Origin of the sequence: Bradyrhizobium sp. B039 (assembly GCF_038965675.1) — a bacterium.
GTDB lineage: Bacteria > Pseudomonadota > Alphaproteobacteria > Rhizobiales > Xanthobacteraceae > Bradyrhizobium > Bradyrhizobium diazoefficiens.
This window is the reverse complement of the sequence record NZ_CP152416.1, coordinates 7015498-7030198: the sequence shown is the minus strand read 5'-3', so window position 1 is coordinate 7030198 and position 14701 is coordinate 7015498. Positions and strand designations below refer to the sequence as shown.

Annotated in this window: 16 protein-coding genes; 6 read left to right on the top strand and 10 right to left on the bottom strand. The window is 64.5% G+C overall.

Annotated features, from left to right (window positions below; translation table 11 throughout):
- The first annotated feature begins 2 nt into the window (after positions 1 to 2).
- A complete protein-coding gene (locus AAFG50_RS33380; RefSeq protein WP_028174554.1) occupies positions 3 to 449 on the top strand; it encodes a DUF4399 domain-containing protein in 447 nt (148 codons plus the stop codon).
- Here the strand turns inward: AAFG50_RS33380 and AAFG50_RS33375 are convergent, their stop codons facing one another.
- From AAFG50_RS33375 to pqqA, 10 genes are all read right to left on the bottom strand, one after another.
- A complete protein-coding gene (locus AAFG50_RS33375; RefSeq protein WP_011089483.1) occupies positions 450 to 1505 on the bottom strand; it encodes a 2-oxoacid:ferredoxin oxidoreductase subunit beta in 1056 nt (351 codons plus the stop codon).
- Complete coding sequence (locus tag AAFG50_RS33370) at positions 1502 to 3349, bottom strand: 2-oxoacid:acceptor oxidoreductase subunit alpha (RefSeq protein WP_028174555.1); 1848 nt, start codon at positions 3347 to 3349, stop codon at positions 1502 to 1504. The genes AAFG50_RS33375 and AAFG50_RS33370 overlap by 4 nt, the downstream gene beginning before the upstream one ends.
- The gene (locus tag AAFG50_RS33365) at positions 3319 to 5118 is read right to left on the bottom strand and encodes an FAD-dependent oxidoreductase (RefSeq protein ID WP_028174556.1); all 1800 of its coding nucleotides are present in this window, start codon (positions 5116 to 5118) and stop codon (positions 3319 to 3321) included. Before AAFG50_RS33365 ends, AAFG50_RS33370 begins: the two co-directional genes overlap by 31 nt.
- 237 nt (positions 5119 to 5355) lie before the next feature.
- The gene (locus AAFG50_RS33360; RefSeq protein ID WP_028174557.1) at positions 5356 to 6033 is read right to left on the bottom strand and encodes a DUF4286 family protein; all 678 of its coding nucleotides are present in this window, start codon (positions 6031 to 6033) and stop codon (positions 5356 to 5358) included.
- A gap of 13 nt (positions 6034 to 6046) precedes the next feature.
- Entirely contained in the window at positions 6047 to 7033 is a 987-nt protein-coding gene (pip, locus tag AAFG50_RS33355) for a prolyl aminopeptidase (RefSeq protein WP_028174558.1), read from the bottom strand.
- Positions 7023 to 8222, bottom strand: coding sequence for a pyrroloquinoline quinone biosynthesis protein PqqE (pqqE, locus tag AAFG50_RS33350; RefSeq protein ID WP_028174559.1), 1200 nt, complete (start codon positions 8220 to 8222; stop codon positions 7023 to 7025). Before pqqE ends, pip begins: the two co-directional genes overlap by 11 nt.
- Positions 8219 to 8530 carry a pyrroloquinoline quinone biosynthesis peptide chaperone PqqD gene (gene pqqD, locus AAFG50_RS33345; protein WP_027546876.1) on the bottom strand — a complete coding sequence of 104 codons (312 nt, stop codon included), beginning with the start codon at positions 8528 to 8530 and terminating at the stop codon, positions 8219 to 8221. Before pqqD ends, pqqE begins: the two co-directional genes overlap by 4 nt.
- Positions 8531 to 8555: 25 nt before the next feature.
- Positions 8556 to 9335, bottom strand: coding sequence for a pyrroloquinoline-quinone synthase PqqC (pqqC, locus tag AAFG50_RS33340; RefSeq protein ID WP_011089476.1), 780 nt, complete (start codon positions 9333 to 9335; stop codon positions 8556 to 8558).
- Positions 9332 to 10261: a pyrroloquinoline quinone biosynthesis protein PqqB gene (gene pqqB / locus AAFG50_RS33335; protein WP_028174560.1), complete on the bottom strand. Its 930-nt coding sequence runs from the start codon at positions 10259 to 10261 to the stop codon at positions 9332 to 9334. Before pqqB ends, pqqC begins: the two co-directional genes overlap by 4 nt.
- Before the next feature lie 148 nt (positions 10262 to 10409).
- Positions 10410 to 10490 carry a pyrroloquinoline quinone precursor peptide PqqA gene (gene pqqA / locus AAFG50_RS33330; RefSeq protein ID WP_007595659.1) on the bottom strand — a complete coding sequence of 27 codons (81 nt, stop codon included), beginning with the start codon at positions 10488 to 10490 and terminating at the stop codon, positions 10410 to 10412.
- A 264-nt stretch (positions 10491 to 10754) separates the two neighbouring features.
- Between pqqA and AAFG50_RS33325 the strand changes: the two genes are divergently transcribed.
- From AAFG50_RS33325 to tarD, 5 genes are all read left to right on the top strand, one after another.
- Entirely contained in the window at positions 10755 to 11012 is a 258-nt protein-coding gene (locus AAFG50_RS33325) for a hypothetical protein (RefSeq protein ID WP_028174561.1), read from the top strand.
- 251 nt (positions 11013 to 11263) lie between these two features.
- Complete coding sequence (locus AAFG50_RS33320) at positions 11264 to 12664, top strand: amidase family protein (protein WP_028174562.1); 1401 nt, start codon at positions 11264 to 11266, stop codon at positions 12662 to 12664.
- Between the two features lie 2 nt (positions 12665 to 12666).
- Entirely contained in the window at positions 12667 to 13143 is a 477-nt protein-coding gene (locus tag AAFG50_RS33315) for a glutathione peroxidase (RefSeq protein ID WP_011089471.1), read from the top strand.
- Positions 13140 to 13397: a DUF3297 family protein gene (locus AAFG50_RS33310; RefSeq protein ID WP_011089470.1), complete on the top strand. Its 258-nt coding sequence runs from the start codon at positions 13140 to 13142 to the stop codon at positions 13395 to 13397. The genes AAFG50_RS33315 and AAFG50_RS33310 overlap by 4 nt, the downstream gene beginning before the upstream one ends.
- Before the next feature lie 104 nt (positions 13398 to 13501).
- Positions 13502 to 14671 (top strand): D(-)-tartrate dehydratase, encoded by a 1170-nt coding sequence (gene tarD, locus AAFG50_RS33305; protein WP_028174563.1) that lies wholly within the window; start codon positions 13502 to 13504, stop codon positions 14669 to 14671.
- The last annotated feature ends 30 nt before the right edge of the window (positions 14672 to 14701 follow it).

Genomic DNA, 14701 nt, shown 5'->3' with positions numbered 1-14701 from the left:
CGATGCAAATCCTTCGCTGCGTTGCGCTGTCGGCGGTGCTCACATTGCTCCCGGGCGTGGCCTTCTCGCAGGGTAAGGCTGCTCCAAAGGACGCAAAGGTTTATTTCATCACCCCGTATGACGGGCAAAGGGTGCGCGCCGGTTTCCTGGTCCGGTTCGGCTTGCGCAACATGGGCGTGACGCATGCCGGCGACGACTACCAGAACGCCGGCCATCATCATTTGCTGGTCGACGTCAGCGACCCCATCGATCCGAAGGAGCCGATCCCGCAGGACAAGTCGCATCTGCATTTCGGGGCAGGGCAGACCGAAACATTTCTCGAGCTTCCGCCCGGGACCCATACCCTTCAACTGGTGCTGGGCGACGCGAAGCACTATCCGTTCGAGCCGCCTGTCGTGTCGGACAAGATCACCGTGCGCGTCAGGCCGCTGCCTCAGCGCGGCAGATGATCACCGCAGGCTGGCGTTGAACTTGTCCAGGGCCGCCGAGCCCGGGCACAGCGTGTCCGCTTCCAGCGTATTGAGCGGCGTCTCGACCGTGTTGAGATGCGCGTGCAGGTCTTCCGCGTCGGGATCGACATAGAGCAGGCCGGTGACGATCTGGCCCTTGGCGGCGTGCTTCGCGAGGAAGGTCTGGGCGCCGAGCCGGTCATGCGGATCGTAGTCCGCGTCGATCTTGCGCAGCGCGATCTTGCTGCCGTCATGCTGCTCGACCAATTGCACCGTGCCCGGCGCGTAGTCCACGGCGATCGGATCGCGACCGACCAGCACGTCGAGCCGGTTCACGGCGTCGTTGTGCTCGCGGACATAGTCAAAGCTCTTGGTCGAGCCGGCATGGTTGTTGAAGGCGATGCAGGGGCTGATGACGTCGATGAAGGACGCGCCCTTGTGGCGGATCGCGGCCGCGATCAGCGGCACGAGCTGGGTCTTGTCGCCGGAGAACGAGCGCGCCACGAAGGTTGCGCCCAGTTGCAGCGCGATCGCCACGAGGTCGATGGCGTTGTCGGTGTTGGTCACGCCCTTCTTGGACTTCGAGCCGCGGTCGGCGGTCGCCGAGAACTGGCCCTTGGTGAGGCCGTAGACGCCGTTGTTCTCGACGATATAGGTCATGTTGACGGCGCGCCGGATCGAATGCGCGAACTGGCCGAAGCCGATCGAGGCGGAATCGCCGTCGCCGGACACGCCGAGATAGATCAGGTCGCGATTGGCGAGGTTGGCGCCGGTCAGCACGCTGGGCATGCGGCCGTGCACGGAGTTGAAGCCGTGCGAATTGCCGAGGAAATAGTCCGGCGTCTTCGACGAGCAGCCGATGCCGGAGATCTTCGCCACCCGGTGCGGCTCGATCGACAGCTCATAGCAGGCCTCGATGATCGAGGCCGTGATCGAATCGTGGCCGCAGCCGGCGCACAGCGTCGAGATCTTGCCCTCGTAGTCGCGATGGGTGTAGCCGAGCTCGTTCTTCTTGAGGCCCGGATGATGGAATTTCGGCTTGGCAATATAGGTCATGATACGGCCTTGCGGAGCGGGGTCACCTTGAGTTGATCCTGGTGATCGCCAATGGCTTTTGCGATGAAACGGGCGGTGATTGGTGAGCCGTCGTAATGCACGATCGGCACGAGGCGGACGGGATCGATGCCGTTCTCGTTGACGATGAGCTGGCGGAGCTGGCTGTCGCGGTTCTGCTCGACCACGTAGACGAAATCGTGCTCGGCGAGGAAGCTCGCCACGCTCGAGTGGAACGGGAAGGCACGGATGCGCAGGCGATCAAGCTGATGCCCGCGTGCCTCGAGCAATCCGATCGCCTCGTCCATCGCGGGGGAGGTGGACCCGAAATAGATCACGCCATATTTGGTCGGCCGTTCCGCATTGGCCTGCAGCGGCCGCGGCACGAGGTCCTGCGCGGTCTCGAACTTGCGCACCAGGCGCTGCATGTTGTCGGCGTAGACCGGGCCTTCCTCGGAGTAGCGCGCATAGCGATCCCGGGACGTACCGCGGGTAAAATAGGAGCCCTTGGTCGGATGCGTGCCGGGATAGGTGCGGTAGGGGATGCCGTCGCCGTCGACGTCGAGATAGCGGCCGAAGTCGCGGCCTTCCTCCAGCATCTCCGCGGTCATGATCTTGCCGCGGTCATACTGCCGCGCATCGTCCCACTTCAGCGGGCGGCAGAGGCGGTGGTTCATGCCGATGTCGAGGTCGAGCATCAGGAAGATCGTGGTCTGCAGCCGCTCGGCGAGATCGAAGGCGGCGGCTGCGAACTCGAACGCCTCCGCCGGATCTTCCGGGAACAGCAGCACATGCTTGGTGTCGCCGTGCGAAGCATAGGCGCAGGCGATGATGTCGCATTGCTGGGTGCGGGTCGGCATGCCCGTCGAAGGCCCGGCGCGCTGGATGTTCATGATCACGGCCGGGATCTCGGCAAAATATGAAAGGCCGATGAACTCGGTCATCAGCGAGATGCCGGGGCCGGAGGTCGCGGTGAAGGCGCGGGCGCCGTTCCAGGAGGCGCCGATCACGATGCCGATCGAGGCAAGCTCGTCCTCGCCCTGCACGATGGCGTATTTCGCCTTGCCGGTCTCAGGGTCGTGCCGGTACTTCTTGCAATGAGCGGTGAAGGCTTCCGCCACCGACGAGGACGGCGTGATCGGATACCACGCGCACACCGTGGCGCCGCCATAGACGGCGCCGAGCGCGGCGGCGCTGTTGCCCTCGATGAAGATGCGGTCGCCCACCTTGTCGGACTTCTTCACCCGCAGCCCGATCGGGCATTTCAGGTTCTGCAAGGCCCAGTCGCGGCCGAGATGCAGCGCGTGGACGTTGGAGGAGAGCAGCTTCTCCTTGCCCTTGTACTGCTCGCCGATCAGCTGCTCGATCAGCTTGGCGTCCATGTCGAGCAGCGCCGAGAGCGCGCCGAGATAGATGATGTTCTTGAACAGCTGGCGCTGGCGCGGATCGGTGTAGGTCGAGTTGGTGATCGCGGTGAGCGGCACGCCGATCACGGTGATGTCGTCGCGGAATTTCGTCGACGGCATCGGCTTGGTGGAATCGTAGAACAGATAGCCGCCGGGCTCGATACCGGCGACGTCCTTGTCCCAGGTCTGCGGGTTCATCGCCACCATCATGTCGACACCGCCGCGGGCGCCGAGATGGCCGTCCTCCGTCACCCGCACCTCGTACCAGGTCGGCAGGCCCTGGATGTTGGAGGGGAAGATGTTGCGCGGGGAGACCGGCACGCCATGGCGCAGGATCGCGCGCGCGAACATCTCGTTGGCGCTGGCCGAGCCCGAGCCGTTGACGTTGGCGAAGCGGACGACGAAGTCGTTTACGCTGCTGATCGGCTTTTTGTCGGACATGCTGAACCTGCGTGAGTCATTTCGATCAAATATTTCTGCATGTCCCAGGCTCCGGTGGGACAACGCTCGGCGCACAGCCCGCAATGCAGGCAGACATCCTCGTCCTTCACCATCACGCGTCCGGTCTTGAGATCGGAGGACACGTAAAGATCCTGGTCGGGGTGCGGCGAGGGCGCCTTCAGGCGCTGGCGCAGATCGGCTTCCTCGCCATTCTCCGTGAAGGTGATGCAGTCCATCGGGCAGATATCGACGCAGGCATCGCACTCGATGCAGAGCGAGGTCGAGAACACCGTCTGTACGTCGCAGTTCAGGCAGCGATGGGCTTCGCCGAGCGCGAGCTTGACGTCGTAGCCGAGCTCGACCTCGGTGCGGATGTCCTTCAGCGCGATCACCTTGTCGCGGTGCGGCACCTTGAAGCGCTTGTCGACGGAGATGTCGTTGTCATAGCTCCATTCGTGGATGCCCATCTTCTGCGAGGAGACGTGCACCTCCGGCAGCGGCCGCTCGGTGATGTCCTCGCCCGACAGCAGTCTGTGGATCGACAGCGCGGCGTCATGGCCCTGCGCCACCGCCCAGATGATGTTCTTCGGGCCGAAAGCGGCGTCGCCGCCGAAGAAGACCTTGGGGTTGGTCGAGACGAAGGTCTTGGGGTCGACCTGCGGCATATTCCACTTGTCGAACGCGATGCCGCAGTCGCGCTCGATCCAGGGGAAGGCGTTCTCCTGGCCGACCGCGACCAGCACGTCGTCGCAGGGAATGGTCTGCTCGGGGTCGCCCGAAGGCACCAGGTTGCGGCGGCCTTTGGCGTCGTATTCGGCTTTGACGTGCTGGAAGGTGACGCCGATGAGCTTGCCGGCGACATGCTTGAATGCCACCGGCACCATGTAGTTGAGGATCGGAATATCCTCGTGGATCGCGTCCTCCTTCTCCCACGGCGAGGCCTTCATCTCCTCAAAGCCGGAGCGCACGATCACCGTGACTTTCTCGCCGCCGAGGCGGCGCGCGGTGCGGCAGCAATCCATCGCGGTGTTGCCGCCGCCGAGCACGATCACGCGCTTGCCGATCTTGTCGGTGTGACCGAACGAAACGGAGGACAGCCAGTCGATGCCGATATGGATATTGGCGGCGGCCTCCTTGCGGCCGGGAATGTCGAGCTCGCGGCCGCGCGGCGCGCCGGAGCCGACGAAGATCGCGTCGTACTTCTCCGTGAGCAGCGCCTTCATGCTCTCGATGCGGTGACCGCCTTTGAACTCGACGCCGAGATTGAGGATGTAGCCGGTCTCCTCGTCGATGACGGAATTGGGCAGCCGGAACTTCGGGATCTGCGAGCGCATCATGCCACCGGCTTCCGGATCGGCATCGAACACGGTGCAGTGATAGCCGAGCGGCGCCAGATCGCGCGCCACCGTCAGCGAGGCCGGACCGCCGCCGACCAGCGCGACGCGCTTGCCGTTCTTCGGCGAAGGGCGCGGCAGGCGCTGCGAGATGTCGTCCTTGAAGTCGGCTGCGACGCGCTTGAGGCGGCAGATCGCGACCGGTGTTTCCTCGACGCGTCCGCGGCGGCACGCCGGCTCGCACGGACGATCGCAGGTGCGTCCCAGGATTCCGGGAAACACGTTCGATTTCCAATTGATCATGTAGGCGTCGCTGTAACGGCCTTGGGCGATCAGTCGGATGTATTCGGGAACCGGGGTGTGTGCAGGACAGGCCCACTGACAGTCGACCACTTTGTGAAAGTAGTCGGGGGCCGCGATATCGGTCGGTTTCATTCCTACCCTGTCCGCGCAGGCCCAAAGACCCGGCGGCCTCTTCTGAGCTTGGCGAACGCTTAACGCGCGTCGATCTGGTTTCTGAATGACGTCATTGGGTTAGCTTATTAGAACTCTTCCGAAGTACAACGGCAAATTTGGGGGATCACCCGCTTTCATGGGAGCTGCGCGTGCACAGCATTAACGGCTGCGCGCAGCAATGCGGCGGTGCAATATGTTGCGGTGCATGGAGTCGCGTCAGCGGTGCGCGATGTCGCTCTTCGCGAGGTCCCACATCAGCGCGTAGGTGCCGACGGAGACGGGAAGCGGGAAGGGCGATGCGGCGGGGCCGGTGAAGCGTTCGGCAATGACAGCCGAGACCGCGCCGACATGCGTGCCGTCGATCAGCACGAACCAGTCGCGTGCACCTTCGTTGCGCACTGCCGGAATCCCGGGCGCTGCGCCCGACAATTCCGGCTCGCTCTCGAGCAGATGCATCGAGATGATGCCGTCGCGCTTTTCCGGCGCCAGCCTTTCTTGCAGCGCATCACGCCATGGCGCGGCGTTGCCGGGCGTCGGCCGCAGCCGCACCACGCCGAGCGCAGCTCCGCGTCCGCTGCCGTTGCTGATGGTGACGCGCGCGACGACGCGCAGCATGTCCTTGAAACGCGCCATGGTCTGCCGCGACCAGTCGGTCGGGCTCGCGAGCCGCGCCCGGTAGGCGGGGCTGTCGAGCACGTCGAGCGTCGCGGTCGAATAGAGGCAGAGATATTTGGGATTGGCGGCGTGCGCGACATAGCGCCGCGCTTCCAGGAATCCCTCGATCGCGACACGCTCTTCCAGATGCTCGCGATCGTACCAGCGGTTGAAATCGGCCTCATCGGCCGCGTCGATATTCATCGACGTCAGCAGCATGCCTTTCCCGGCGAGCGGCATTTTTCTTGTCCTCTCATCGCGCGGACTTCGAGGCAAGGTCCGCGATCGACTTCATGACCGCGTCCCTCACGCCGGTATCATAGAGCGAATGCCCGGCTTCTTCCACGATGCGAAGCTCGGAACCCGGCCAGACTTTCGCGAGCGCATGCGCTGTCTCGGGCGGGCACAGCAGGTCGTAGCGGCCCTGGATGATGATGCCGGGAATGCCGGCGAGCCTCCCTGCATTCTGCAGTAGCTGGTTTGCGGTCATGAAGCTGTCGTTGACGAAGTAGTGCGCTTCCATGAACGGCGTCGCGGGCAACGCGCGCCAGACGTTCAGCGAGGCGAGGTCGAGCCGCGTCCGTGCGGGCTTGTGTTCGGACAAGATGCGCTCGGTATCGTGCCAGGCCCGCGCCGCCGGTCCATGCACGGCCGGATCGGCATCGAGGATGCGGCGCCAATAGGCGTCCACCGGCCGGTCCCGCTCCTCGGGCGGCAGCACGCTGAGAAAATCCTCGTGCAGCCCGGGATAGAAATGCGGCAGGCGCACGGTGAAGCCGGTGACGACTTCCGCCCGCGTGCCCAGGAAGGTCGCGCGCAGCGCGATGCCGGAGACGCGCTCGGGATGCGCCTGCGCATACGCCAGCGCCAGCGTCGCGCCCCAGGAGCCGCCAACCACGATCCAGCGTTCGAAGCCGAATTTCTCGCGGATCTTCTCCATGTCCGCGATCAGATGCGCCGTGGTGTTGTGCTCGCGCGAGCCCTTCGGCCGGCTGCGGCCGCAGCCGCGCTGGTCGAACAGCACGGCATGGAGGCGCTCAGGATCAAACAGCCGGCGATGATCGGGCTGGCAGCCGCTGCCGGGCCCGCCATGCAGGTAGATCGCAGGGATTCCGCCGGCGCGGCCGACGCTCTCGACATAGAGCTCAAAGCCGTCGCCGACGTCGAGCATGTCGGAGGTCAGCGGCGCAAAGGGATCGGCTCGCCTGAGTGAGCTGGCCGCGTCGGCGTCAGGCGTCATTCTCGGGTTCCAGGGTGCCGCCGGCGAAGTTGCGGTAGAGGAAGCGGTTGGTCTCGCCCTCGGCCTCGCGCTCGGCCTGCTTGAAGATGGTCTCGTGCAGCGGCGACAGCGCACAGGCCGGATCGGTGTTGGCGGCATCGCCCGTCAGCGCGAAGGCCTGGCAGCGGCAGCCGCCGAAATCGATCTCGCGGAATTCGCAGGATTTGCACGGCTCCTTCATCCAGCCGGTGCCGCGATAGCGGTTGAAGGCCTCGGAGTTCTGCCAGATCCAGGCGATCGAGTGGTTGGAGCGCACGGATTCGAAGTCGAGCCCGGTGATGCTCTCGGCGGCATGGCAGGGCAGCACCTTGCCGGCCGGCGAGATGTTGAAGAACTGCCGGCCCCAGCCGCCCATGCACTTCTTCGGCCGCAGCGCGTAATAGTCCGGCACGACGTAGTCGATCGAAAGCCGGCCCTTCAGCCGTTCCCGCGCTTCCTCGACGAGGCGGGTGCATTCGTCGAGCTGCGCCACCGTCGGCATCAAGGCGGCGCGGTTCTTCAGCGCCCAGCCGTAATATTGCACGTTGGCGACCTCGAGCCGGTCGGCGTCGAGATCGATCGACATCTGGATGATGTCGGGGAGCTGGTGCAGGTTCTGCCGGTGCATCACCGCATTCACGGTGAGCGGCAGATCGAGCTCGCGCGTCCACTTCGCGACTTCGAGCTTCTTGCGGTGCGCGTTCCGGTAGCCGGCGACGCGATCGGCAAGGCCCTCCTCGACGCCCTGGAAGCTGATCTGCACATGGCAGAGCCCGGCGTCCGCCAGCTCGCTCAGCCGCTCGCGCGTCAGCAGCACGGCCGAGGTGATGAGGTTGGTGTAGAGGCCGACGTCGCTGGCATGCTTCACCAGCTCGACGAGATCCTTCCGCGCCGTCGGCTCGCCGCCGGAGAAATGCACCTGGAGCACGCCGATCTCGGCGAGCTCGCTCAACACCCTCTTCCATTCCTCGGTCGTCAGTTCCTTGCCCGAGCGGTCGAGCTCGACCGGGTTGGAGCAATAGGGACATTGCAGCGGACAGCGATGCGTGATCTCGAGCAGCACGGCGAGCGGAATGCCGAAGGTCTCCGCCGTCGAGCGCTGCTTCTCCAGCACCGCGAGGCTGTCGCTTGTCTCGGGCGGGATTTTGGGATTGCCGAGCACATCGCTCATGACGTCTTCTCCCGGGCCTCGGTGAGGAAGCCCTTGTCGGCGAGATCCTGGAGCATGGCGATGACATCGGTGAGGATCGCCTCGCGCGGCGCGGCGTATTTCGCCGCCAGCTGGTCGGAAACGTCGCCGACGCTGCGCTCGCCGTTGCAGAGCTGCAGGACCTCGACCGCGATCTCGTCCGGTGCCAGCACGCGCTCCGGCGCCAGGATCACCCACACTTTGCGCGTCTCGTCGTATTTCAGCTTGGCATGCCGCGGCAGCACGGGGCGGCTCGCCTCGCTGACGCTGATATGACGCGGCCCGGCCATGACAGTTCCTCTTCAGCTCGCCTTTTTAGTTTTCTTTGGGCACGAACGCGCCCGGCGGAATGTGGCCCTCGACATAGGCGTGCTGGAGCGCATCCAGCTGCACCCACAGCACGTTGGTCTTGAAGATCAGCGCATTGCACACGGAGGCACGCTCCTCCGGCGTCCTCGCATGCGTCCTGACATATTCGAGCGCGAAATTGGCATCGCGCGGCGCCTGCGTGAGGCGGCGCTTGAAGTAGCTCATGATATCAGGATTGACGAAATCATAATGCTGCAACATGCCGGCGATGCGCTCTTCGTGGATGCTTGGCGCGAACAGTTCCGTGAGCGAGGAGGCGATCGCCTCCAGCGGGCTCTTCTCGCGGCAGTAGTGGACATAGGCCTCCACCGCGAAGCGCGTAGCGGGGAGAATGCCTTCGGTGGATTCCACATAGGCGGTGTCGAGGCCGAGGCCTTCGGTCAGCTTCAGCCAGCGCTCGATGCCGCCTTCGGAGCCGACATCGCCGTCATGGTCCTCGATGCGGTGGCGCCATTCCAGGCGCGTGGCGCGGTCGCGGAAGCGCGAGATCACCACCGCGTCCTTGATCGGGATCGTGCTCTGGTAATAGTAGCGGTTCAGCGCCCAGGCCTGCACCTGGCCCTTGTTCAGCTTGCCGCCGTGCAGCAGCTTATGGAACGGATGCAGGCTGTGATAGCGGGTCGCGCCGATATGGCGCAGCGCCGCTTCCAGCTCCTCGGCCGAGTTGAGCTTGATGTCCTTGCCGATCGAGAGCGCGGTTATTCCAGTCAGTGATGCGGCATTCACAGCACGATCTCCGTTCCATCCGCGGGTATCTGCCAGCCCGCCTGCTCGGCCGCTTTCCGCTCGGGTGAAGCGGGCAGCAGCGCCGGGTTCGAGTTATTGATATGCAGAAACAGCTTCCTGTCGATATCGAGATCGGCGAGCCGCGCGATCGCGCCGTCCTCGCCGGACATGGCGACATGCCCCATGCTCTTGCCGGTCTTGTGGCCGAGCCCGGCTTTGATCATCTCGTCGTCCTGCCAGACCGTGCCGTCGAAGAACACCAGCGCGGCGCCGTCGATCTCGGCCTTGAGCGCGTCGGTCACTTCGGCGCAGGCGGCGATGAAGTAGAAGCACTTGCCGGTCGTCTTGTCGGTGATCTTGAGCCCCAGCGTATCGCCGTCGCCGGTCTCGCCACCCGGATGCGCCTTGCCTTCCAGGTACCAGGCCGATTTGCCGGGGACCGCGAACGGCAACACCTCGATTCCAGACCGCGCACCGTCAACCAGCCGCGGCTCGAACGGCTCGCTGATGGCGATCGGCTGGCGCCGCACGTTCTTCTCGTTCAGCACGTTGAAGATGCTGTTGGCGCTGAGGATCGCCAGCACCTTCTCATGCGCATAGACCGTGAAGGGCGAGCCCTCGCGCATCGACAGCAGGCCTGCCACGGCATCGACCTCGCCATTGGTCAGGATCACGCCCGCGACCGGCGTATGACGCAGCGCGCCCGGCTTGGGGTGCAGTTGCGGCGTGGCATTCAATTGCTGGCGCAGATCGGGGGAGGCGTTGATCAGGAACCAATGCTCACCGTCGCCGCTGAAGGCGACCGAGGCCTGGGTTCGCAAGAACTCATCGCCGATGGCACGGGCCGTGCGGCAACCTTCGCAGCCACAATTCCATTGCGGCACTCCGCCGCCAGCCCCGGCGCCCAGGACGACGACGCGAAGCATGATCCGTCTCCTGGAGGCAACGTCGCGAGGTGGATCTCAGGCCGACACGAAATCTATCTTCCGGAAATGCATCGTGACCGGAAGACATCGTAGCCGAGAGTGCCCGACCGAAAGAACCACCTGCGCAGAACGCAAACTCACCAACCGCTTACTTGCGGGTGGCGCTCACATACATGTTGATTTCCATGCCGCAGGGCACTTCGACGATCTTCGGGGCTTTCCAGGCCATTTGGCTCTCCATTTTCGTGAATTCGGACGCATCCGCCCACGGGTTAAATTACTGCGGGTGGAAAAGTTCGCCAGTGAAATTTTCCCGACCTAAGTAGTAGGCTGGCGGAATTGTTGCACTGCAAAGAGAGCGTATTGCGGCCGTAAAGTTGAGCAATGACATAAGAAAAATTGCCGATAGGTCGTGATCCCTGTCGGGATAAACCAGTTGTGAGTATGGAACGGCTTCCAATCGGCTACAGGCGACCCAATCTGGACCTCGGTGATGCCCAAATATTTCTTCAACACCCGCATCGGCGATGAATTGATCGTGGATCCCGAGGGCGAGGATCTGCGCAATCCCGATCGCGCCTGGGAGGTCGCCCGCCAGATGATCCTGGAGGTCCTGAGATCGGAAGGGACCCAGCCGGCGCTGCTGGAGGCGGTGATCGAGGTCACCGACGTCGATGGCGAAGTCGTGCTGGAGTTTCCCTTCACCGAAGCGCTGCTGGACATGCCGGATCAGTCCGCGACGAGGCATTAGAGAGGTCCGCCGCTCTTTCCACGTCATTGCGAGGAGCGCGCGACAAAATTGCGAAGCAATTTTGCGTTGATGCGACGAAGCAATCCAGACCGGTTCCGCGGAGACAGTCTGGATTGCTTCGTCGCAAGGGCTCCTCGCAATGACGGAGAATGAGGCGCCAGCCGGCACCACACCCGCCTTCGCCCCTGCGAAATCCGCATGGCTTTACCGCGTTCCCGGCGCTAAAAGACGCCGGTTACACGGAGCAAGCCATGCAAGATCTCTGGCGCCTGTCGGCCGCCGACCTCGCCACCCTCGTCAAGGCCAAAAAGGTGTCCGCCAGGGAGGCGGCCAAGGCGGGCCTCGCCCGTCTGGACGCCGTCAATCCCCAGCTCAACGCCGTGATCGACCACCGGCCGGAGGACGTGCTCAAGCAGGCCGACGCCGTCGATGCCGCAATTAGCCGGGGCGAGGACCCCGGCGTGCTGGCCGGCGTCCCCGTCACCATCAAGGCCAATGTCGACCAGGAGGGCTTTGCCACCACCAACGGCTTGAAACTCCAGCGCGACCTGATCGCGCGCGAGGACAATCCGGTGGTCGCCAACTTTCGGAAGGCGGGCGCAATCCTGCTCGGCCGCACCAATTGCCCGGCCTTCTCCTATCGCTGGTTCACCACCAACCTGGTCCATGGCGACACCAAGAACCCCCGCGATGCCTCGCTGACGCCGGGCGGCTCGTCCGGCGGCGCCGGCTCGGCGGTCGCGGCCGGCATCGGCCATATCGCCCATGGCACCGATATCGCCGGCTCGATCCGCTATCCCGCCTATGCCTGCGGCGTGCATGGCCTGCGGCCGACCCTGGGCCGCATCCCCGCCTTCAATCCGGCGCTGCCGGAACGCCCGATTGGCCCGCAGATCATGGCGGTGTCGGGACCCCTGGCGCGCACCGTCAACGACATCAGGATCTCGCTCGCGGCCATGTCCGCCCGCGACATCCGCGATCCCTGGTATGTGCCGGCGCCGCTGGAAGGCCCCGCGCGGCCGAAGCGCGCCGCGCTCTGCCTCAACCCGGACGGCCTTGCGACCACGCCGGAGGTGAAGGCGGCGGTGACCGATGCCGGCAAGCGCCTCGAGCGTGCGGGCTGGACCGTTGACGTGATCGAGAACACGCCGCCGATGCGCGAGGCGGTCGAGTGGCAGATCAAGCTTTGGCTCGGCGACGGCTATGAGGCGCAGCTCGAGATGGCCGAGCGCGAAGGCGATCCCGGTGCGCTGGCGTGCCTGCGCGGCAACCGCAGCAGGGTGACGCCGATGGATCAGGCGAATTACGCGAAGGCATTGACCCGCCGCGCCACGCTGACCCGCGACTGGATGCTGTTCTTCGAAAACTATGCGGTGCTGCTGACGCCGGTCTCCGGCGAATTGCCGTTCCCGGATCATCTCGACCGCAAGGATGACGAATCCTTCAAGCGGGTCTGGGAGGCGCAGCTGCCGCAGATCGCGATTCCCTTCATGGGTCTGCCGGGCCTCGTGGTCTCCACCGGCCTCGTCGGCAAGGCGCCGGTCGGCGTGCATATCGTGTCCGGCCGCTACCGCGAGGATCTGTGCCTGCTTGCCGGCGAAGCGATCGAGGCGGGCGGCGTGCCGCCGTCGCCGATCGATCCCGTGGGTTAGCGATGTCGGCGATTTACGACTTCAAGGCCAACTCGCTGCTCGGCGAGGAAGTGCCCATGCGCCGGTTCGAAGGGCAGGTGCTCCTGATCGTCAACACCGCGAGCAAATGCGGCTTCACGCCGCAATATCGCGGCCTTGAGGATCTCTACCGCGATCTCTCGCCGCGCGGCTTCGCGGTGCTCGGCTTTCCCTGCAACCAGTTCGGCGCGCAGGAGCCGGGGCAGGCGAGCGAGATCCAGGAATTCTGCTCGACCAATTACGACGTCACCTTTCCCCTGTTCGAGAAGATCGACGTCAACGGCGCCAACGCGCATCCCTTGTATGAGTATCTGAAACGCCAGCAATCCGGGCTCCTCGGCGCCTCCATCAAATGGAATTTCACCAAATTCCTGGTGGACCGTGCCGGCCGGGTGATCGCGCGCTACGCGCCGACCGCGCGGCCCGAAGGATTGCGGCAGCAAATCGAGACCCTGTTATGAGCGAGACAATCATGAGCGACGAATTTCCGGACCGCCTGTCGGTCGATCCGAACAGCCCCTATTACAACGCGGACATCCTGGCGCGCGACGTCGGCATCCGCTTCAAGGGCATCGAGAAGACCAATGTCGAGGAGTACTGCATCAGCGAAGGCTGGGTCCGCGTCACCGCCGGCAACGCCAAGGACCGCCACGGCAACCCGCTGACCATCAAGGTGCACGGGCCGGTCGAGCCGTATTTCAGGGATAAGAAGTAACATGCTGTCATTCCGGGGCTCGCGAAGCGAGAACCCGGAATCTCGAGATTCCGGGTTCGATGCTGCGCATCGCCCCGGAATGACGATAAGAGAAAGCCAACCCCATGTCCGTCCGCATCGTCGACGTCCGCGAGATCACCAAGCCGATCTCATCGCCGATCCGCAACGCCTATATCGATTTCACCAAGATGACGACGAGCCTCGTCGCCGTCGTCACTGACGTTGTGCGCGACGGCAAGCGGGTCGTCGGCTACGGCTTCAATTCCAACGGCCGCTACGGGCAGGGCGGCCTGATCCGCGAGCGCTTCGCCTCGCGCATCCTGGAGGCCGATCCGAAGAAGCTTCTGAACGAGGCCGGCGACAATCTCGATCCCGACAAGGTCTGGGCCGCGATGATGATCAACGAGAAGCCGGGCGGCCATGGCGAGCGCTCGGTCGCGGTCGGCACCATCGACATGGCGGTGTGGGACGCGGTGGCGAAGATCGCGGGCAAGCCGCTGTTTCGCCTGCTCGCCGAACGTCACGGCGTCAAAGCCAACCCGCGCGTGTTCGTCTATGCCGCCGGCGGCTACTACTATCCCGGCAAGGGGCTCTCGATGCTGCGCGGCGAGATGCGCGGCTATCTCGACCGCGGCTACAACGTCGTGAAGATGAAGATCGGCGGCGCGCCGATCGAGGAGGATCGCATGCGCATCGAGGCGGTGCTGGAGGAGATCGGCAAGGACGCGCAGCTCGCCGTCGACGCCAACGGCCGCTTCAACCTCGAGACCGGCATCGCCTATGCCAAGATGCTGCGCGATTATCCGCTGTTCTGGTACGAGGAGGTCGGCGATCCCCTCGACTACGCGCTGCAGGCCGCGCTCGCCGAATTCTATCCCGGTCCGATGGCGACAGGCGAAAACCTGTTCAGCCACCAGGACGCCCGCAACCTGATCCGCTATGGCGGCATGCGTCCGGACCGCGATTGGCTGCAATTCGACTGCGCGCTGTCCTATGGCCTCTGCGAATACCAGCGCACGCTCGAAGTGCTGAAGACCCATGGCTGGTCGCCAAGCCGCTGCATCCCGCATGGCGGCCACCAGATGTCGCTCAACATCGCCGCCGGCCTTGGCCTCGGCGGCAACGAAAGCTACCCGGACCTGTTCCAGCCCTACGGCGGCTTCCCCGACGGCGTGCGCGTCGAGAACGGCCACATCACCATGCCGGACCTTCCGGGCATCGGCTTCGAGGGAAAGTCGGATCTCTACAAGGAGATGAAGGCGCTGGCGGAGTAATTCACTCCACGCCGCGCATGTATCGTTGCG

Coding starts and splice junctions, on each gene's coding strand:
- AAFG50_RS33380 (WP_028174554.1), top strand. CDS start 3: ATGCAAATCCTTCGCTGCGTTGCGCTGTCGGCGGTGCTCACATTGCTC.
- AAFG50_RS33375 (WP_011089483.1), bottom strand. CDS start 1,505: ATGACCTATATTGCCAAGCCGAAATTCCATCATCCGGGCCTCAAGAAG.
- AAFG50_RS33370 (WP_028174555.1), bottom strand. CDS start 3,349: ATGTCCGACAAAAAGCCGATCAGCAGCGTAAACGACTTCGTCGTCCGC.
- AAFG50_RS33365 (WP_028174556.1), bottom strand. CDS start 5,118: ATGAAACCGACCGATATCGCGGCCCCCGACTACTTTCACAAAGTGGTC.
- AAFG50_RS33360 (WP_028174557.1), bottom strand. CDS start 6,033: ATGCCGCTCGCCGGGAAAGGCATGCTGCTGACGTCGATGAATATCGAC.
- pip (WP_028174558.1), bottom strand. CDS start 7,033: ATGACGCCTGACGCCGACGCGGCCAGCTCACTCAGGCGAGCCGATCCC.
- pqqE (WP_028174559.1), bottom strand. CDS start 8,222: ATGAGCGATGTGCTCGGCAATCCCAAAATCCCGCCCGAGACAAGCGAC.
- pqqD (WP_027546876.1), bottom strand. CDS start 8,530: ATGGCCGGGCCGCGTCATATCAGCGTCAGCGAGGCGAGCCGCCCCGTG.
- pqqB (WP_028174560.1), bottom strand. CDS start 10,261: ATGCTTCGCGTCGTCGTCCTGGGCGCCGGGGCTGGCGGCGGAGTGCCG.
- pqqA (WP_007595659.1), bottom strand. CDS start 10,490: ATGGCCTGGAAAGCCCCGAAGATCGTCGAAGTGCCCTGCGGCATGGAA.
- AAFG50_RS33325 (WP_028174561.1), top strand. CDS start 10,755: ATGCCCAAATATTTCTTCAACACCCGCATCGGCGATGAATTGATCGTG.
- AAFG50_RS33320 (WP_028174562.1), top strand. CDS start 11,264: ATGCAAGATCTCTGGCGCCTGTCGGCCGCCGACCTCGCCACCCTCGTC.
- AAFG50_RS33315 (WP_011089471.1), top strand. CDS start 12,667: ATGTCGGCGATTTACGACTTCAAGGCCAACTCGCTGCTCGGCGAGGAA.
- AAFG50_RS33310 (WP_011089470.1), top strand. CDS start 13,140: ATGAGCGAGACAATCATGAGCGACGAATTTCCGGACCGCCTGTCGGTC.
- tarD (WP_028174563.1), top strand. CDS start 13,502: ATGTCCGTCCGCATCGTCGACGTCCGCGAGATCACCAAGCCGATCTCA.